The 18,035-nt window shown below is 74.1% G+C and carries 17 protein-coding genes; 6 read left to right on the top strand and 11 right to left on the bottom strand.

All coding sequences use genetic code 11. The features are described 5' to 3' along the window. Nucleotides 1-162 precede the first annotated feature (162 nt). The 5 genes from ABZX65_RS04165 to ABZX65_RS04145 form a co-directional block, all read right to left on the bottom strand. A complete protein-coding gene (locus tag ABZX65_RS04165; protein ID WP_355334719.1) occupies nucleotides 163-957 on the bottom strand; it encodes an adenosylcobinamide-GDP ribazoletransferase in 795 nt (264 codons plus the stop codon). 87 nt (nucleotides 958-1,044) lie between these two features. Continuing rightward, entirely contained in the window at nucleotides 1,045-1,776 is a 732-nt protein-coding gene (locus ABZX65_RS04160; RefSeq protein WP_355334320.1) for a hypothetical protein, read from the bottom strand. A gap of 46 nt (nucleotides 1,777-1,822) precedes the next feature. Then, nucleotides 1,823-3,577, bottom strand: a complete 1,755-nt coding sequence (locus tag ABZX65_RS04155) for a phosphatidylglycerol lysyltransferase domain-containing protein (RefSeq protein ID WP_355334317.1) — start codon at nucleotides 3,575-3,577, stop codon at nucleotides 1,823-1,825. Between the two features lie 91 nt (nucleotides 3,578-3,668). Then, complete coding sequence (cobT, locus tag ABZX65_RS04150; protein WP_355334315.1) at nucleotides 3,669-4,853, bottom strand: nicotinate-nucleotide--dimethylbenzimidazole phosphoribosyltransferase; 1,185 nt, start codon at nucleotides 4,851-4,853, stop codon at nucleotides 3,669-3,671. Nucleotides 4,854-5,369: 516 nt separating this feature from the next. Beyond that, nucleotides 5,370-6,554, bottom strand: a complete 1,185-nt coding sequence (locus ABZX65_RS04145) for a bifunctional adenosylcobinamide kinase/adenosylcobinamide-phosphate guanylyltransferase (protein WP_355334312.1) — start codon at nucleotides 6,552-6,554, stop codon at nucleotides 5,370-5,372. Between the two features lie 188 nt (nucleotides 6,555-6,742). On the opposite strand from ABZX65_RS04145, the gene ABZX65_RS04140 reads away from it, so the two are divergent. Continuing rightward, nucleotides 6,743-6,952 (top strand): hypothetical protein, encoded by a 210-nt coding sequence (locus ABZX65_RS04140; protein WP_355334309.1) that lies wholly within the window; start codon nucleotides 6,743-6,745, stop codon nucleotides 6,950-6,952. An 80-nt stretch (nucleotides 6,953-7,032) separates the two neighbouring features. Here the strand turns inward: ABZX65_RS04140 and ABZX65_RS04135 are convergent, their stop codons facing one another. The 3 genes from ABZX65_RS04135 to ABZX65_RS04125 all read right to left on the bottom strand — a co-directional run bounded on the left by ABZX65_RS04135 (nucleotide 7,033) and on the right by ABZX65_RS04125 (nucleotide 9,882). After that, on the bottom strand, nucleotides 7,033-8,124 hold the full coding sequence (locus tag ABZX65_RS04135; protein WP_355334307.1) for a trypsin-like peptidase domain-containing protein: 1,092 nt from the start codon (nucleotides 8,122-8,124) through the stop codon (nucleotides 7,033-7,035). A 158-nt stretch (nucleotides 8,125-8,282) separates the two neighbouring features. Then, on the bottom strand, nucleotides 8,283-9,062 hold the full coding sequence (locus ABZX65_RS04130; RefSeq protein ID WP_355334716.1) for a methyltransferase domain-containing protein: 780 nt from the start codon (nucleotides 9,060-9,062) through the stop codon (nucleotides 8,283-8,285). A 238-nt stretch (nucleotides 9,063-9,300) separates the two neighbouring features. After that, nucleotides 9,301-9,882 carry a DUF3043 domain-containing protein gene (locus ABZX65_RS04125; protein ID WP_355334304.1) on the bottom strand — a complete coding sequence of 194 codons (582 nt, stop codon included), beginning with the start codon at nucleotides 9,880-9,882 and terminating at the stop codon, nucleotides 9,301-9,303. 205 nt (nucleotides 9,883-10,087) lie between these two features. On the opposite strand from ABZX65_RS04125, the gene ABZX65_RS04120 reads away from it, so the two are divergent. The 4 genes from ABZX65_RS04120 (at nucleotide 10,088) to ABZX65_RS04105 (ending at nucleotide 13,526) form a co-directional block, all read left to right on the top strand. Beyond that, the gene (locus tag ABZX65_RS04120) at nucleotides 10,088-10,879 is read left to right on the top strand and encodes a PspA/IM30 family protein (protein WP_355334301.1); all 792 of its coding nucleotides are present in this window, start codon (nucleotides 10,088-10,090) and stop codon (nucleotides 10,877-10,879) included. Between the two features lie 156 nt (nucleotides 10,880-11,035). Continuing rightward, nucleotides 11,036-11,314, top strand: coding sequence for a hypothetical protein (locus tag ABZX65_RS04115; RefSeq protein ID WP_188282672.1), 279 nt, complete (start codon nucleotides 11,036-11,038; stop codon nucleotides 11,312-11,314). 89 nt (nucleotides 11,315-11,403) lie between these two features. After that, entirely contained in the window at nucleotides 11,404-12,819 is a 1,416-nt protein-coding gene (locus ABZX65_RS04110) for a histidine kinase (protein WP_355334298.1), read from the top strand. Continuing rightward, on the top strand, nucleotides 12,816-13,526 hold the full coding sequence (locus tag ABZX65_RS04105) for a response regulator transcription factor (RefSeq protein WP_355334296.1): 711 nt from the start codon (nucleotides 12,816-12,818) through the stop codon (nucleotides 13,524-13,526). The genes ABZX65_RS04110 and ABZX65_RS04105 overlap by 4 nt, the downstream gene beginning before the upstream one ends. A gap of 77 nt (nucleotides 13,527-13,603) precedes the next feature. Here ABZX65_RS04105 and ABZX65_RS04100 read toward each other — a convergent pair whose 3' ends face one another. After that, nucleotides 13,604-14,482 (bottom strand): GNAT family N-acetyltransferase, encoded by an 879-nt coding sequence (locus ABZX65_RS04100; protein ID WP_355334294.1) that lies wholly within the window; start codon nucleotides 14,480-14,482, stop codon nucleotides 13,604-13,606. Between the two features lie 22 nt (nucleotides 14,483-14,504). Beyond that, entirely contained in the window at nucleotides 14,505-15,677 is a 1,173-nt protein-coding gene (nadA, locus tag ABZX65_RS04095) for a quinolinate synthase NadA (RefSeq protein WP_355334291.1), read from the bottom strand. A gap of 269 nt (nucleotides 15,678-15,946) precedes the next feature. Between nadA and ABZX65_RS04090 the strand changes: the two genes are divergently transcribed. Continuing rightward, on the top strand, nucleotides 15,947-16,300 hold the full coding sequence (locus ABZX65_RS04090; protein ID WP_188281477.1) for an iron-sulfur cluster assembly accessory protein: 354 nt from the start codon (nucleotides 15,947-15,949) through the stop codon (nucleotides 16,298-16,300). A gap of 107 nt (nucleotides 16,301-16,407) precedes the next feature. Here ABZX65_RS04090 and ABZX65_RS04085 read toward each other — a convergent pair whose 3' ends face one another. Continuing rightward, the gene (locus ABZX65_RS04085; protein WP_355334288.1) at nucleotides 16,408-18,033 is read right to left on the bottom strand and encodes a hypothetical protein; all 1,626 of its coding nucleotides are present in this window, start codon (nucleotides 18,031-18,033) and stop codon (nucleotides 16,408-16,410) included. Between the last annotated feature and the right edge of the window lie 2 nt (nucleotides 18,034-18,035).

The raw sequence follows: 18,035 nt of genomic DNA, 5'->3' as shown, positions 1-18,035 counted from the left end.
GGCGTGGCAGTTCGGTTGTCGCCGGGCCACCGGCCGGTGGGGGCTGGTCGCGCAGTTCCTCGCGCCCCTGGTGGGGCGCACTGTCTTTTGTCCGGGCGGCGGGCCGGTCTTTTGAGGGGCGCGGGGAACGCTGCCGCGGGTCACCGCACGCCCCGGAGGGGGTCAGCGGAGGGCCAGGAGGAGGAGGGAGGTGGTGGTGGCGGTTTCGCAGAGGGCGCCGAAAACGTCGCCGGTGGTGCCGCCGAGGCGGCGGACGGCGTGGCGGAGGAGGAGTTCGGCGCAGAGGAGGGCGAGGGCGGCGGAGAGGCCGGCGCGGAGGGGGGTGAGGCCGCCGAAGGGGAGGCCGGCGGCGCAGGCGAGGGCGCAGCAGAGGACGCCGGCCGACCAGGCCCCCCGCAGGGACACGGCGGAGGCGACGGCGGCGCCGAGGCCGCCGGGCCGGGCGGCGCGTACACCCGTACGGCAGGCGAGCGTCATGGCGGCGCGGCCGAGGACGGCGGACAGCACGGCGGCGGTGCAGCCGTAACGCCAGCCGTGCGCGTAGCAGGAGGCGAGGGCGGCGGTCTGGGCGAGCAGGACCAGCACGAGGGTGAGGACGCCGAAGGGCCCGATGTCGGACTGCTTCATGACGCGCAGCGCCCCCTCGGCGGGCAGCCCGCTGCCGAGCCCGTCGGCGGTGTCGGCGAGCCCGTCCAGGTGCAGGCCGCGAGTGGCGACGGCGGGCACGGCGACCGCCCCGACGGCGGCGAGCAGCGGGCTCGCGCCGAGTGCGGTCAGGACGCCGCCGCCGAGCGCGGCGCCGAGACCGACGACGGCGCCGACCAGCGGCGCGGCCAGCATCCCGCCGCGCGCCGCCGCCCGGTCCCAGCGCGTCACCGTCACCGGCAGCACGCTGAGCGTGCCGAAGGCGAAGCGCAGGGCGTCGCCGACGGTCGCCCTGCCGCCGGGCTCGGGCAAGGGCTCGGGCAAGGGCCCGGACACGGCCTCGGGTTCGGGTTCGGTCACCGCGTGAGGCTATCGCGCCAGGTCAGCGTGGCCGCGGGCTCAGCGCACCAGGTCGGCGTGGTCGTCGCCGCCGGCCCCCGAGGGGCCGTCCCCGGAGGAATCGGTACGGCGCCGCCGCCGCGCCCACCAGGTCTCGACGGCGAAGAGCAGCAGGACGGCGATGATCGCGGTCAGGTGCTCGTAACCGGCGAGATTGGCGAGGGCGAGCACCTCGATGACCATGGACATGGCCACGGCCGCCGCCGTCCACCAGGCGTGGTACCGGCAGGCGACGTACACCCCGAGCGCGACGACCGCGGCGGAGGGCCCGGTGTCGCGGCCGATGAGTTCGACGACGGGCAGCCCGAGGAAGCCGTCGGGGCCGACCCAGTACGAGTAGCGGGCGAAGGTCGTGCCGGCCAGCGTCGTGTACAGCGCGATGGCCAGCGTCCGGCGCGCGCCCAGCGTCGTCTCGGCGATCCCGAAGACCACCACGACCTGGATGACAAGTCCCCAGATCGGCAGCGTCGGATCGGGGATGAACAGCGACAGGGGCGTGCGCAGCAGCGCCTTCCACCACGGCAGGGTGCAGTAGATGCCGCCGAGCCGGTCCACCCAGTCGCTCGGCCCCTGCGCGTGCTGGACGAGCTGGAGGCAGAGGATGCCCACGCAGGACCACAGCGTCAGCGGAATCGCCCGCAGGCCGCGCGCCCAGAGCCGGTCGCGTACGTCGTACGCCATCTGCCCCCACTCGGCGCGCGCGAACTCCCGCACCTTGTCGGACGCGCTCACCGCGCCTCCGCGGGCCCGGGCCCCCCGGCGGCCCGCGCGGGGCCCCTCACTTGGCGGTGAACCGTTCTCTGCGGCGCAGTGGCGACGGCATTCTGGGCGCTTCGAGGAAACCCTCGGCGCGGGCGCCCGCGATACCGATCCGGGGCAGTTCGCTGGACTTGCCGAAGAGCAGATAGCGGGGCTCCCAGATCGGGCGGAATTTGGCGTTCGCCCGGTACAACGACTCGATCTGCCACCAGCGCGAGAAGAACGTCAGCAGCGACCGCCACACCCGCAGGACGGGCCCCGCGCCGAGCCGTGAGCCGCGCTCGAAGACCGACCGGAACATCGCGAAGTTCAGCGAGATCTGCTCGACGCCGACCTCGTCCGCCCGCTGGACGAGTTCGATCACCATGTACTCGATCAGCCCGTTGTCCGCGCCCCGGTCACGCCGCATCAGGTCAAGCGACAGCCCGCGCGGACCCCACGGCACCAGGCTCAGCAGCGCCCGGGGCACGCCGTCGCCGTCGTGGCACTCGACCATCACGCACTGCCCGTCGCCCGCGTCGCCCAGCCGCCCCAGCGCCATCGAGAAGCCGCGCTCGGTGCCGCCGTCCCGCCACCGGTCGGCCCGCTCCAGCAGCGCCGCCATCTCCGCGGCCGGGATGTCGGCGTGCCTGCGGATGCGTACGGTGCAGCCGGAGCGCGCGACCCGGTTGTACGCCTGCCGGACCGTCCGCATCGCGCGGCCCTCAAGGGTGAACTCGGCGGTGTCCACGATGGCTTCGTCGCCCAGCTCCAGCGCGTCCAGGCCGTGCCGGGCGTAGACCGTACCGGCCTCCTCGCTCGCGCCCATCACGGCGGGCACCCACGCGTGCCCCGCCGCCTCCGCCAGCCACGCCTCGATGGCGCCGGGCCACGCCTCGGGGTCGCCGATCGGGTCGCCGGACGCCAGCGAGACACCGCCCACCACCCGGTAGGCGATGGCCGACTTGCCGCTGGGCGACCAGATGACACTCTTGTCGCGGCGCAGCGCGAAGTAGCCGAGCGAGTCGCGGTCGCCGTGCCGGTCGAGCAGGCCGCGCAGCCGCTCCTCGTCCGCCGGGCACAGCAGCGCCCGGCCGCGCGGCGAGCGGAAGGCGACGAAGAGCACGAGCAGGAAGAGCAGGGCGCTCATGGCGTTGATGACGACGTCCACCCAGCCGGGCGTGGAGATGGTCAGCGAGCCGCTGTCGTCCGGCACCAGGGACACCAGCCGCAGGACCGCGTAGCCGAGGCAGTCGCCGAAACCCGCGCCCTGGTCGTCGTTGGTGACCGTGACCAGCGCGGTGCCGAGCAGCGCGGCCAGCGGCAGACCGGCGGCGGCCACCAGGGCCGCGTCCCGCGGGTTGGCGGGGTCGCCCTTCGCCCGGAACTCGCCGCGGCCGACGAGCAGCGCCGCCAGGAAGGCGGCGGTGAGCGCCAGCGAGATCCAGTTCTGCGCGTGCCGGTGGATGTCGGGCCACACCATGCTGACCGACAGCGCGGCCAGGAACAGCCCGCACAGCACGAGGTTGAGGATCCACGCGGCGCGCTTGCGGCGGCGCATGGTGACGGCCAGGAAGAGGGCGAAGGCGCCGGAGGTGAAGCCCGCGCTCAGCAGGTACGGGGTGAAGTAGTCCTCGACGTTGTGGCGGCGGATGTCCTGGCCGAAGGAGACCCAGACGGCGCCGAGGAGATTCACGCACGCGACGGTGCGCAGGTAGCGGACGGCGAAGGTGGCCGCGCGTCCCGGACACGCGTGAGGGCGCGGCTGTGTGCTGGTGGTGCTGCCCGTTCCCATAGGAGGGGATTTTATGACGTAATGCCCGATTTAGGGTCGCGCCGGGCCGCTCGCACCTCGGCGGGGACGGTTCCGCCGAGGGGCTTTTCGGTTACGAGGCGGGGTCGGCTTCCGGCTGCGGCGCCGGCTCCGTCTCGGCCTTTGCCTGCGGTTCTGCCTCTTCGGCGTCCTTGGCTTCCTCGGCGTCCTCGGTGTCCTTCTCCGGCTCCGGGTCCGGCTCCGGGGCCGGCTTCTCCGCCGGGTACGGGAGTTCGGCCGACAGCGCCGCCGCGGCCTGGAGGAGGGGGAGGGCCAGCAGGGAGCCGGCCGCGCCGCCGAGGTGCACGCCCTGGTCGAGCAGCGGTTCGAGGGAGATCCGGTCCAGCGCCTTCGCCTGGCCCGGCTCGCCGCTGGCGTGACCCGCCAGCCACCAGTCCGGCGCCCGGAAGGCGATCCGCTGGGCGACCAGCGCGCACGCGGCGCTGACGACTCCGTCGAGGACCACCGGGAGCTTGCGGACCGCCGCCTGGAGCAGGAAGCCGGTCATCGCGGCGAAGTCGGCGCCGCCGACCGCGGCCAGCAGCGCGAGCTGGTCGCCGAGGACCGGGCGGGCCCGGCGCAGCGCGTCACGGATCGCGGCGCACTTGCGCATCCACGCGAGGTCGTCGATGCCGGAGCCGCGGCCGGTGACGACGGAGGCGTCCGTGCCGCACAGCGCCGCGATCAGTACGGCGGCGGGCGTCGTGCCACCGACGCTCAGGTCGCCGAGGAGTACGAGGTCCGTGCCGGAGTCCGCCTGCTCGTCCGCGACGGTCATGCCGACCCGGAACGCCTGCTCGGCCTCTTCCCGCGTCAGCGCGTCCTCGATGTCGATCCGGCCGGAGCCGCGGCGCACGCGGTGCGCCGTCACGTAGTCCGGCAGCTCGGACGGGTCGCAGTCCAGCGCCATGTCGATGACGTCGACGTGCGCGCCGTACTGGCGCGCCAGCACGCTGGCCGGTGCGGTGCCGTCCAGCACCGCCTTCACCAACTCGGTGGCCGTACCGGCCTTCCGCGCCGACACCTCCAGCGAGGCCACGCCGTGGTCGGCCGCGAAGATCAGCGCGCGCGGCGCCGCGATCGGCCCGGTCGGCACCTCGCCGCGCACCGCCGCCAGCCAGTCCGCCAGCTCGGCCGGTTTCCCCAGCCCTCCCGCCGGACGCACCAGCTTCTGCCAGCGCTCCTGCGAGTCGCGTCGAACCCCAGCGTCGGGCCGCTCCACGAGGGAGCCGAAGTCGTCCAAGTCGATGCCGCTCACCCGTGAACCCTACCGGTCGCCTCGCCGGCGTGGCCTCACGGGTTCACCCGCCACCCCCAACCTCCCCGAGGCCCCGCCCCCACTGGCCGGTGGTCCGGCGACAACCGATCTGCCCCGCCGGGGCGGGTGGTGTCGTGCGGGAGCGTTCCCCGCGCCGCTAGAAGGTCGGTTCGCCGTCCGGGCGAAGGACGGCCCGCCCCGTCAGGGGCGCGGGGAACTGCGCGGTCGGCCCCCATCGGCGGGTGGTCCGGGGACAGCCGAATTGCCCCGCCGGGGCGGGTGGTGTCGTGCGGGAGCGTGGTGGCTGGTGGCGCAGTTCCCCGCGCCCCTAAAGACATGTGGCTGGCGCCCGGACAAGGGGCGGCCCGCCCCGTGGGGGGCGCGGGGAACTGCGCGGGCGACCCACCACCGGCGGGTGGTCCGGGGACGGCCGCATTGCCCCGCCGGGGCGGGTGGTGACGTGCGGGAGCGTTCCCCGCGCCGCTAGAAGGTCGGTTCGCCGTCCGGGCGAAGGGGTCAGCGGAGGGGGAGGGGGAGGCCGGATACGAGGAGGAGGACGGATTCGGATTCGGCGGCGACGGCGGCGTTGAGACGGCCGAGCTCGTCGCGGAAGAGGCGGCCGGAGGGGTGGGAGGGGACGACGCCGGAGCCGACTTCGTTGGACACGGCGACGACGGTGCGCGGGGTGCGGCGAAAGGCGGCGACGAGCTCGGCGGTACGGCCGCGTACCTCGTCGAGGGAAGCCCCCGGCGCCCAGGCGTCGGCCTTGTCGAGGACGGACGTGAGCCAGAGGCCGAGGCAGTCGATGAGCAGGGGCGGGCCGGGGGCGGTCAGCAGGGGGACGAGGTCGCAGGTCTCCTCGGTGCGCCACGAGGCGGGCCGGCGCTCGCGGTGGGCGGCCACCCGGCGGGCCCACTCGTCGTCGCCGTCGCGAGACCCCCCGGTGGCGACGTAGAGGACCCCGGGGAAACCGGCCAGCCGCCGCTCGGCCTCGGCGGACTTGCCCGAGCGGGCCCCGCCCAGCACGAGGGTCCGGCGCGGGATGTCCGGCACCTCCTGGTAGTCCCCGACGGTCAGCGTCGTACCGTCGGGGACCGCGCGGGCCCCGAGGGCCGCCAGCCGTCGGCCCAGCTCCGGCCGCGGCGGCGCCCCGTGGTCGAGGTGGACGGCGACCACGTCGGTCGTCGGCCCGACGGCGCCCGCGGCGCGCAGCCGGGCGAGGGCGTCCGGCCGTCGGACGGCGTCGAGCAGGACGAGGTCGTACGGCACCTGCCCGTCCGGCGTCCCGGCGGGCGCGCCGCCCGGCGGGAGGTAGAGCACGCGCAGCCCGTCGGGGGACTCGACGGCGTACCCGGTGCCGGGCGCGTCCATGGCGACGGCCTGCACATGGTGCCCGGTGATCAGCGCGAGCCGCTGCCCGTCGGGGACGCGGGTCGGGGCGGGCAGCCCCGGCGGGATCTCCACGGCCGGGCCGTCGTGCGGGTGCGAGAGCAGCACCAGGCGCAGCCCGCCGAGCGTGTGCCCGGCCCGCGCCGCGGCCAGCGCCACCCCGGGCGTCAGGTCGAGCAGCACCACACCGTCCACCAGAACGGCGGTCGCGCCGCGCGCGCCCGCGCCGACGGCGAGCGCGCACGCCGCGCAGGGGCAGTCGGGCAGCGGCAGCCCCTCGGGGCCGCCGGTGCCGAGCAGAGTCAGTTCCACGGGACGATCGTCTCGCGTCCTGCCGCGCCGGGCGCGCGGGGTCCGCCATGCGGAGACTCCCGATACGGCGAGGACTCCCGATACGCTGCGGTGCAGGCGGCACGCGCCCGGTGATCCCCGCAGCTCGCGGCGGCGGGAACGGGAGTGCGGGCGGCACGGTGGACCGACGGGACCGAGGAGAGACACACATGGCGTGGACGTGGCGGTTCGAGAAGGCCGACGGCACCGAGGTGCAGCCCGCGGTGCAGCCCGAGGAGTTCACCACACAGGGCGACGCGGAGTCCTGGGTGGGCGAGGTCTGGAAGGAACTGCTGGAAGGCGGCACCGACCAGGTCCACCTCTTCGACGGCGACACCAAGATCTACGGCCCGATGAGCCTGCACGGCGACGAGGACTGACCTCGGGGCCTGTCCGGAACGACGGCGGTGCCGCACCCGCGCACGGGGTGCGGCACCGCCGTCGTCATGCCGTACCGCGCTCACAGCGAGCCCAGCGTGACCTCCACGGTCTTCGCCGCCCCGTCCTGCTCGTAGCCGACCCGCACCTTGTCGCCCGGCTTGTACGAGGCCAGCGCCTCGGTCAGCGTCTGCGCCGTGGTGATCGGCGTCGAGCCCAGTTTGGTGATCACGTCGCCCGTTGTGAGCCCGGCCTTCTCGGCGGCGCCCCCTTTGGTCACCGAGACGATCGCGGCGCCCGCGGGCTGGAGCCCGTTGTCCACGACGCCGCGCACGGTGATGCCGAGCGCCGCCCGGCCGGAGTCCACGACCTTGCCGTCCTTGATGATCTGGCCGGCGATCCGGGTGACCGTCGAGGACGGGATCGCGAAGCCGATGCCGGGCGCCGAGCCGTTGCCGAGCTGCGGGTCGGTCGCGGCCAGCGTCGGGATGCCGATGACCTGGTTGGCGAGGTTCACCAGCGCGCCGCCGCTGTTGCCCGGATTGATGGACGCCGAGGTCTGCACCATGTCGGGGATGGTCGCGCCGGTCCCGCCGCCCGTGGCGCCCTCGCTGACCGTGCGGCCGGTCGCCGACACGATGCCCTCGGTGACGCTGCTCGACAGCCCCAGCGGATTGCCCATCGCCAGCACGATCTGGCCGACCGCCACCTTCGAGGAGTCCGCGAAGCTCGCCGGGTGCAGACCGCTCGGCGGCGACGACAGCCTGATCACGGCCAGGTCCTCGGCCGGGTAGGTCGCCACCAGGGTCGCGGCCAGCGCCTTGCCGCCGGTGGCCAGATTGACCTGGAAGCTCTTCGCGGTGCCGACCACATGGGCGTTCGTGACGATGTCGCCCTTGTCGTCGTACACGACCCCGGAGCCGAGGTCGGAGTTCGTCGTGATCTGCACGACCGACGGCAGCACGTTCTTCACGGTGTTCTCGTACGACGTCTGGAGGTCGTTGCTCCCCGACGAGGACGTGTCGGCCGCGGGCGCCACCGTGGCGGGGGCCGACCTCGCCGCCGAGCCGGAGTCGGAGCTGCAACCGGAGGCCAACATCGCCGTCGCGCAGACGGCGGCGGCGCCGGGCAGCAGGAACCGGGTGCGGTGCCAAGGGGTACGCGATCCACTCATGCCTGAATTGTCGCGTTTGCGGCTGCCCCTGACCCGGCCCGCACGGCCAAACGGGTCCCGCCCCCGCCGGGACACCGCCCTCCGCCCGGGCCTCCCCGCGGGACCTCACTCGGGCCTCCACACGGACCTCCGTGCGGACAACCTTCACGCAGGCGCGGTCAGCAGCGCACGCCGCACAGGTGCAGCAGCGCGGCCACCGCGCGGTACGGATCGGTCCGCCCGGCGGCCTCCTCCGCGTCGAGCAGCTGGGCCAGCTCGTGCGGGTCCTGCGGAGGGCGCGCGCCGTCCGGCGCGGTGTCGGTGAAGACCCGCACCCCGTACCACGCCTGGAGGGGCACACCGATCCCGGCGAGCGTCGCCGTGAGGCGTTCGCGCCGGTCGGCGCGGGTGGTCAGGCCGAGCCGGTTGGTGTAGCTGGTGGCGCCGACCGCGCCCAGGGCGCCCGACCAGTCGCCGAGCAGCCCCGGCCGCATGGCCAGCGCGTCGCCGTTCCGCACGAGCAGCGAGAGCAGGCCGCCGGGGGCCAGCACCCTGGCGAGCGCGGCGAGCAGCGGCTCGGGGTCGGGCACGTACATGAGCACGCCGTGGCAGAGCACGACGTCGAAGCAGGCGGGCCCGAAGTGGCGGCCGGTCTGGCGGCCGTCGCCGCGCAGCAGCGCCATCCGGTCGCGTACGTCCTGCGGCTCGGCGGCGACCGCGGCCCGCAGGGCGGTGAGCATCGCCGGGTCGGACTCCAGACCCGTCACGATGTGGCCCGCGCGGGCCAGCCGCAGCGCCTGGGTGCCCTGGCCGGGGCCGATGTCCAGCACGCGCAGCGACCGCTGGTGCCGGGCGTGGGCGCCGCCGCTGGGCGGGAAGTGCGCGGTGAGGCGCTCGTCGAGCTGGCGCGAGACCAGCTCCTGCCTGACGGTGTTGCGCAGGCCGTCGAGCCCGGCCAGCCAGTTGCCCGCGCCGCCGGAGAAGCCGCCCGCGCCGGGCGGCTCCGCGGCGGGAACCGGGGGCGGGACGGGCACACCGGCGGCCGGAGTCCCGAAGCCGTACGCGCCGGCCGGATACGCCGACCCGTACGGCGTCACCGCGCCGAAGGACCCGGCGGACGGGTCGTCCCCGCCCGGAGCGGGCGGACCGAAACCGGCGGCGTCGGCCGCCCTCGCGTCGTTCAGGATCCGCCGCCGTTCAGAGCTGGTCGCCGCGCTGCACCTGCGGCTTGGGCAGCCGCAGACGGCGCATCTGGAGGGTGCGCATCAGCCCGTAGGCGACGGCGCCCTTGTGGCTCTTGTCGGGGAGCCGCTTGCGCAACTGCTGGCGCAGCCGGAAGGCGGTGACGAACGAGTCGACCACGATCGCCACGATCACGACCAGCCACAGCAGCAGCGACAGGCTCTGGAGGGAGCCGATGATGCTCATCACGAGGATCAGGACCGCGACCGGCAGGAAGAACTCGGCCACCCGGAACCGCGAGTCGACGTAGTCGCGGGTGAACTTGCGCACCGGCCCCTTGTCCCTGACCGGCAGATACCGCTCGTCGCCACCGGCCAGCGCCTGGCGCTGCTTGGCCATCTCGGTGCGGCGGGCGTCGCGGGCCTGCCGCGTGGCCGCCTTGCGGTCGGTCGGCGCGGTGACGGCCTTGCGGCGCTGGCTCTGGGCCTCACTGCGCTTCGGAGTGGGGCGACCCTTGGGAGCCTGCGGGTCACGTACCTGGTCTTCGATCACCGCGGTGGTCGAGACCTGCTCATCTTCGGAACGACGTCGGAACACACCTCCAGGTTACGTGGTTCCCGGGCCCGGCCCCAGCCCCTCACCTACTCCTTGGGCCTGAGGTCACCGAACCGTGATCGTCCCTACGGATGACCGCATCCGCACCCGAACAGTGCGGTAATGGAACCAGGGCCCGTAGGCTGGGGTCTGTAGAGGTGCTGAGGCATGCTGGAGCAGTTGCCGGAGAAGGGGGCGCGCGAGGCCCATGAGCGGTGTCATGAAGCGGATGGGACTGATTTTCCGCGCGAAGGCCAACAAGGCCCTGGACAGGGCCGAGGACCCGCGCGAGACGCTCGACTACTCGTACCAGAAGCAGCTCGAACTGCTGCAGAAGGTACGGCGGGGCGTGGCGGACGTCGCCACCTCCCGTAAGCGGCTCGAATTGCAGCTCACGGAGTTGCAGAAGAAGTCGTCGACCTACGAGGACCAGGGGCGCAAGGCGCTGGCGCTGGGCCGTGAGGACCTGGCCCGCGAGGCGCTGTCGCGCCGGGCCGCCCTCCAGCAGCAGGTCGCCGACCTGGAGACGCAGCACACCACGCTCCAGGGCGAGGAGGAGAAGCTCACGCTCGCCTCCCAGCGGCTCCAGGCCAAGGTGGACGCCTTCCGCACGAAGAAGGAGACCATCAAGGCCACGTACACCGCGGCCCAGGCGCAGACCCAGATCGGCGAGGCGTTCTCCGGCATCTCCGAGGAGATGGGCGACGTCGGCATGGCGATCCAGCGTGCCGAGGACAAGACCGAGCAGCTCAGGGCCCGCGCGGGCGCTCTCGACGAGCTGCTGGCCTCGGGCGCGCTCGACGACCCGAGCGGTCTGGCCAAGGACGACATCCAGTCCGAGCTCGACCGTCTCTCCGGCGGCAGCGACGTCGAGCTGGAGCTCCAGCGGATGAAGGCCGAGCTGGCCGGCGGCAGCGCGCCGCAGGCGATCGAGGGCGGGCAGGGCGGTCAGGCCGCCAAGCCCGAGCCGCAGGACACCCCGCGGTTCGACAAGCAGTAGGTCTCACCGGCAGGAGGTCATGACCGGCGGTAGGTCGTGACCAGCGGTGGATGTGGACTGCGGTGGACGTGGACAGGACGCGCGCCGCAGGGGTACGCAGGACAGGCAGGCTCGGCCGCCGGGCGGCACGTCAGCAGGGTTACGGAGGAGGCCGTCATGATCGTACGGATCATGGGGGAGGGCCAGGTCGGGCTCGACGAGAGCCATCTCGGCGAGCTGAACAAGCTGGACGACGAGCTGCTCGCCGAGGTCAGGAACGGGGACGAGGAGGGCTTCCGGCGCACGCTGGGCGCCCTGCTCGACGCGGTCCGCCGCTTCGGGGAGCCGGTGCCCGACGACTCCCTGGAGCCGTCGACACTGATCCTGCCGTCGCCGGACGCGAGCCTCGAAGAGGTCCGTGAACTGCTCAACGACGACGGACTGATCCCGGGCTGAGGGCGGGGCACCGGGCGGGTACGGGGCGCGCCGGGCTTCCCGTACCGTTGCCTACCGTGCAGTACCCGCTTCCGCCGAGAAATCCTCTCGTGGGCCCCAGCCGTTGGCTGCGGGCGCATCAGGGGACGGCTGACGCGGGTCTCGCCGCCCTCGTCTTCGCGGTGATCCTGGCCGGCACGGTGGCCGGGATCCAGACGTACCGGCTCGGCCTGGTCGACACCGCGCTCGCGGCGCTGGCCTGCGGGTCGCTCGTCCTGCGCCGCCGCGTCCCGTGGGCGGTGCTGGTCTTCACCTGTGTGCTCTCCGCGGTCTTCATCGCGCTGCGCCCGGTGGACGGCCGGATCCCGGTGATCTTCGCGGTGGCCCTCGCCCTGTGCACCGTCGCCGCCCGCACCGACCGGCACACCACCTGGGTGACCGGCCTGCTGGTCAGCGTCGGACTGACCGCGCTGGCCATGTCCTGCGGTCCGGGGCCCTGGTACGGGCAGTCCAACTTCGGCGTCTTCGCCTGGACGGGCATGGCCGCGGCGGCCGGTGACGCGGCCCGCAGCCGCCGCGCGTACGTCGCCGCCGTCGAGGAACGGGCGCTGCGCGCGGAACGCAGCCGCGAGGAGGAGGCCAGGCGGCGGGTGGCGGAGGAACGGATGCGGATCGCCCGCGAGCTGCACGACGTGGTCGCCCACCACATCGCCCTGGTCAATGTGCAGGCCGGGGTCGCCGCGCACGTCATGGACAGCAGGCCCGACCAGGCCAAACAGGCCCTCGCGCACGTCCGCGAGGCGAGCCGGTCCGCCCTGCACGAACTGCGCGCCACCGTCGGCCTGTTGCGCCAGTCGGGAGAGCCCGAGGCGCCGATGGAACCGGCGCCGGGCCTCGCCGTCCTCGATCAGCTCCTCGACGGCTTCCTGCGCGCCGGGCTGCGCGTCACCGTCGAATGCGCGGTCGACGGCCACGAGGTGCGCGAGGACGCGCGTGCCGGGCCGGGGGAGCGGGGCGGGAGCGCGGCGGACGACCCGGCCGTGCCGCCGCTGCCCGCCAGCGTCGACCTCACCGCGTACCGCGTGATCCAGGAGTCCCTCACGAACGTGCAGAAGCACGCGGGCCCCGGCGCGGGCGCCGTCGTCCGCATCCGCCGTGAGCCGGGCGTGCTCGAAGTCGTGGTGGACGACGACGGCGCGCCCGGCGAGGCCGCCGCGCTGCTGCCCTCCGGCGCGCTGCCGGGGCCCCGGCGCGGCAGCGGTGCAGGCGGCACGGGCGGTGCGGGCGGCGCGGGCGGTACGGGGGACGGCGGCCCGCCGTGTCCCGCCGATCCGCGCGACGGCGCCCCCGGCGGCCACGGCCTGCTCGGCATGCACGAACGGGCCAGCGCCCTCGGCGGCATGTGCCGCACCGGCGCCCGCCCCGGCGGCGGCTTCCGCGTCTGGGTCCGGCTCCCGCTCTCCACGCCCCCGCACCCGGCCGCCGCCCCGGCCGTCCCGCCGCGCGCCCAGGGGAGCGCCGGATGATCGGCACCGGCCGCCTCGCCGACGGGCGCGCGCGGGGACCGCTGCGCGTCGTCCTCGCCGACGACCAGGCCCTGCTGCGCGGCGCGCTGCGCGTCCTGGTGGAGTCCGAGCCCGACATGGAGGTGGTCGGGGAGGCCACCGACGGCGCGGAGGCGGTCGAACTGGCCAGGACCGCAAGCCCCGACGTGGTGCTGATGGACATCCGGATGCCCCGTACCGACGGCCTCGCCGCCACCCGCGAGATCACCGCCGACCCGGAGCTGACCGGGGTCGCGGTGCTGGTGCTGACCACCTTCGAGGCCGACGAGTACGTGGTGCAGGCGATCCTCGCGGGGGCCGCGGGCTTCCTCGGCAAGGGCGCGGAGCCGGAGGAACTGCTCGGCGGCATCAGGACGGTGGCGGCGGGGGACGCGCTGCTGTCGCCGTCCGCGACCAAGAGCCTGATCGCGCGTTTCGTGTCGCAGCAGATCGACGCCGGGGTCCGTACGGTCGCCGGTCTCGACGCGCTGACCGTCCGGGAGCGGGAGGTGCTGATCGAGGTGGCGGGCGGGCTGTCCAACGCGGCCATCGCGGCGCGCCTCGGCGTCAGCCCGCTCACCGTCAAGACCCACATCAACCACACCATGGCCAAGCTGGCCGCCCGCGACCGCGCCCAACTGGTCGTCGCCGCCTACGAGTCGGGCCTGGTCCGCCCCCACCCCCGCTGACCGCGCCCCCCGGCCGGGCCCGTCGCCCGCCCCGCCACCGCCCGCCCGCCCGCAGCGGAGCCGCCTCGTCAGACTCCTCAGAGGAAGGTCTCCGAGGGGATGTACGGCATCGGCGGGCGCATGCCGCGCAGGCAGACGAATCCGGCGTTGGCGATCTCCAGGCCGGCGGCGATCCCGACGTCCAGGGCCCAGTCCTGCTCGGCGGTCAGCCGGTCGACGCGGGCGGTCTCGCCCTCGGGGACGCTCAGCAGCGCGGCGGTCAGGAGGCGGGAGGCGAGACGCCGCGAGGTGGCGGCGATCAGCTCGACGCTGCCGCCGCGCAGGTAGCAGTAGCCGCTGCCCGCGAGGTCGTCGACCACGAACAGCCGGTGGTGGCGCAGCAGTTCCTCGTGGTCGGCGCCGTGCGCGCCGCCCCGGGTCCTGCGGTCGAGGGAGTCCAGCAGGTCGCGGTGGCGGGCGGTGCCCTCGTGCACCGCGCCGTCCGGCGGCTTGAGACCGGCCGCGTCCACCGGGCCCGTGAGCCGCATCGCGGGGTGCAGCGTGAAACCGGCCCTGCGGTACGTACGGGCCGCCACCGGGTGCCGCGAGCCGCAGATGATGCCGCGCAGGCACGCCCTGCCGTGCACCAACGCCCGCGCGAGCAGCGCCTTTCCGACGCCCTTGCCCTGTGCGCCGGGCACCACGGCCAGCAGCGACAGGCCCCAGGTGCCCTCGCGCCGGGTGGACAGCGCGACCCCGACCGGGCCCGCCGTCCCGTCCTCGATCAGCCAGCAGCCGCCGGGGTCGCTGCGCGCCAGGTGCCGGGTGGTGCTGTGCTGTCTGGCGATCTCCGCGGCCGGTAACGGCCCTTGCGGCGCCTCGCCCTTCAGCACGTGCGAGGCGCCGAAGGCGGCGGACGAGATCACCCGCACGACTTCGGCGTCCTCCTCGTCGTCACGTACCGGTCGAAGGATCACGCGTCCATCATCGCGCCGCGCGTTACGGCAGGGCCAGCATCTGCTCCAGTGCCAGCTTCGCGAAGTGCTCGGTCTCCGCGTCGACCTGGATGCGGTTGACGAGCTTGCCGTCGGCCAGCGACTCCAGCGTCCACACCAGGTGCGGCAGGTCGATCCGGTTCATCGTCGAGCAGAAGCAGACGGTCTTGTCGAGGAAGACGATCTGCTTGTCGGGATGGGAGTTGGCGAGCCTGCGCACCAGGTTCAGCTCGGTGCCCAGCGCCCACGCGGAACCGGCGGGGGCCTCGTCCAGCATCGTGATGATGTGCTCGGTCGAGCCGACGTAGTCCGCCGCCGCGACCACCTCGTGCTTGCACTCGGGGTGCACCAGGACGTTGACGCCGGGTATCCGGGCGCGGACGTCCTCGACCGACTCCAGCGAGAAGCGGCCGTGCACCGAGCAGTGGCCGCGCCACAGGATCATCTTGGCCGCGCGGAGCTGCTCGACGGTCAGACCGCCGTTCGGCTTGTGCGGGTTGTAGACGACGCAGTCGTCCAGCGAGAAGCCCATGTCGCGTACGGCGGTGTTGCGGCCGAGGTGCTGGTCGGGGAGGAAGAGCACCTTCTCGCCCCGCGAGAAGGCCCACTCCAGCGCGCGCCGGGCGTTGGACGAGGTGCAGATGGTGCCGCCGTGGCGGCCGGTGAAGGACTTGATGTCGGCGGAGGAGTTCATGTACGACACCGGCACGGTGACGTCGGCCACGCCCGCCTCGGCGAGCACGTCCCAGCACTCCGCGACCTGCTCGGCGCTGGCCATGTCGGCCATCGAGCAGCCCGCGGCGAGGTCGGGCAGGATGACCTGCTGCCGCTCCGAGGTGAGGATGTCGGCCGACTCGGCCATGAAGTGCACACCGCAGAAGACGATGTACTCGGCCTCCGGCCTGGCGGCGGCGTCCCGCGCGAGCTTGAAGGAGTCGCCGGTGACGTCCGCGAACTCGATCACCTCGTCGCGCTGGTAGTGGTGGCCGAGGATGAAGACCTTGTCGCCGAGGCGGGCCTTGGCGGCGCGGGCGCGCTCCACCAGGTCCGGGTCGGACGGTGCGGGCAGGTCCCCGGGGCACTCGACTCCGCGCTCGCTGCGGGGGTCGGACTCCCGGCCGAGCAGGAGGAGTGCGAGAGGCGTGGGCTGTACGTCCAGCGGTTGCGTCGTGGTCACGGGCCCGTAGCCCTTTCTTTGCAGCGCAGACCTTTTCGTCTACTTGACGTTATCTATGATAGCCCGTTCGTGTCAGATTGACGATGCCGGTTTCGTCAATGTGACGCATTCGCTCTCACCGCTCCCGGCGCCCTCCCTCGCCGCCGCCGCGGTGTGCGAGCATGGAGGGGAATAAGTCGTAGCGGACCTCGACACGCACGGAATGAATCCGCGCGGTTGCCGGTTAGCAGTCGGTAGCCAGCAGTCCGTACAACCCGGGAGAGAAGCACATGACGGTTCAGGACGAGACCACCACGACGGACGGCATCCTCCTGTCCGACGCTGCCGCCATCAAGGTGAAGACCCTGCTGGAGCAGGAGGGCCGTGAGGACCTCGCTCTGCGCGTCGCCGTCCAGCCCGGTGGCTGCTCGGGACTGCGCTACCAGCTCTTCTTCGACGAGCGCTCGCTCGACGGCGACGTGGTCAAGGACTTCGGCGGCGTCAAGGTCGTCACCGACCGGATGAGCGCCCCGTACCTGGGCGGCGCCTCGATCGACTTCGTCGACACCATCGAGAAGCAGGGCTTCACGATCGACAACCCGAACGCCACCGGCTCCTGCGCCTGCGGCGACTCGTTCAGCTAACCGGTCCGCGGCCGGGCCCACGCCCGGCCGCACCGGAGCACGAAGGCGGCGGCACCCCTGCGAGGGGGTGCCGCCGCCTTCACGTGTGCCCGGCCTACGCGGTGCGCTCAGCGGGCCTTCAGCGGGTGCCCGCTGGAGGTGTCCACGACCGTACGGCCGCCGAGCGGCTTGTCCAGCGTCACCTTCTCGGTGAACTCCTTGGCGAGCGTGACGCATGTGCCGCCCTTGTCGGCCGCGGTCACCGTCACCCGCACCTCGTCCGCCGACTCCGCGGCCTTCGCGCTGTACGTGCTGCACACCCCGCCGTAGAAGGTCAGCGACAGCGTGCCGCCGTCCGCGTGGTAGGTGCTCAGACCGACCGTGTGGTGCCGCTGGGCGGGCCCGCTCGGCTGCTCCGGCGCGCCGGAGGGCGGCACGGCGGTACCGGGCGCGTCACGCTGGATGTACGCCGGGTCCACCGCGGGCTGCGCCTCCACGCTCGACCGGCTCACACCGGGCTGCGCGACCTCGAAGAGCCAGGACGGCACCAGCACCTGGGCGCCGGACACGTAGTCCAGCGACAGGCCGAACTCGGCGCCGCGCACGTCCATCGGATGGCCGTTGCCCGGCACGCACGGCAGCGTGTGGGGGAGCGTCCTGTCCTCGCCGGGCGTGGTCGGCAGAGCGCTCGGCTTCGGCGCGGGCGCCGACTTCGCCGGACAGGCGGCGATCCCGTGATCGGGGTGCATCACCTGCCCGTTGAGGTCCTTCAGCGCCTGCGCGGCGCTCACCACCGGATAGCTGTCGCCCTTGTCGAGCGCCGAGAGGCGGCCGTGCGCCAGCGTGATCAGCCCGTCGGAGCCGACGTCGAGGCCGGTGCTCCAGTTGTGCGTGGGCAGGCCGTCCACGACCGGGTCGGCCGTCACCGCGCGGAGCGCGCCCGCCGTCTCGTGCGCGTCGACCGTGGCGCCCGACAGGCCCAGACCGGCCAGTACGGGCGCGGCCACCGCCTTCGCGCGCTGCTCGGACACCGGCGGCTCGGGCGTCGGCGCCTGCGTCGAGGTCGTACCGCTCGCGGGGGCGGAGGACACCGGTCCGTTCGTGCCGGGACTGCCGGCGTTGCTCGAACCGCTGGAGCCGGTGTCCGTGCCGGTGTCCGTCCCCGGGCCGCTCTTCTCCGGGCCGCCGGGGTTCACCGGCCGCGGGGGATAGGCAGGTTCCGCCGGGTTGACGGTGGTCGCGCCGTACCGGCTGTACGACCAGGTGCCCGGCGCGGCCTTGGTGACCAGCAGCGTCGGCCCCGCGCCGTCGCCCGGCCCCACCCGCCACGAGTCGCCCTGCGCGGTGGCCGGGCCGCTCATCCCGAGCAGCTTCGCCAGCCGTTCCGCGTCGGCCGCGACGACCGGGCCCTCCCCGCGGTAGACCGCGGCGGAGTCGGGGCCCTTGGGCAGCGAGCCGGTCAGCGTGTACGTGCCGCCGGTCGCCGGACCGCTGCTCGTCCCGTTGTCCGCGCCGCCGCCGTCCGCGCTGCCCGAGCCTTCGCCGGGGGCGTCGTTCAGCCGCAGCGGGGCCGGGCCGGCCTTCGGGTGACCGCCCTCGTTCGCGGTCGCCGCCCAGTACGCCCCGCCGCCACCGGCCAGCAGGACGGCCGCGGCCACCGCCGCCACCAACAGCCGTGGCCGGGGCGCGGACCGCTCGGGGCGGGGCCCTTCCGTCGTCGGGTCCGCGTTGTCGTCGTCGCGTTCGGTGCTCACCG

Origin of the sequence: Streptomyces sp. NPDC003300, assembly GCF_040610915.1 — a bacterium.
Taxonomy (GTDB): Bacteria; Actinomycetota; Actinomycetes; order Streptomycetales; family Streptomycetaceae; genus Actinacidiphila.
This window is presented reverse-complemented; position numbering and strand designations above follow the sequence as displayed.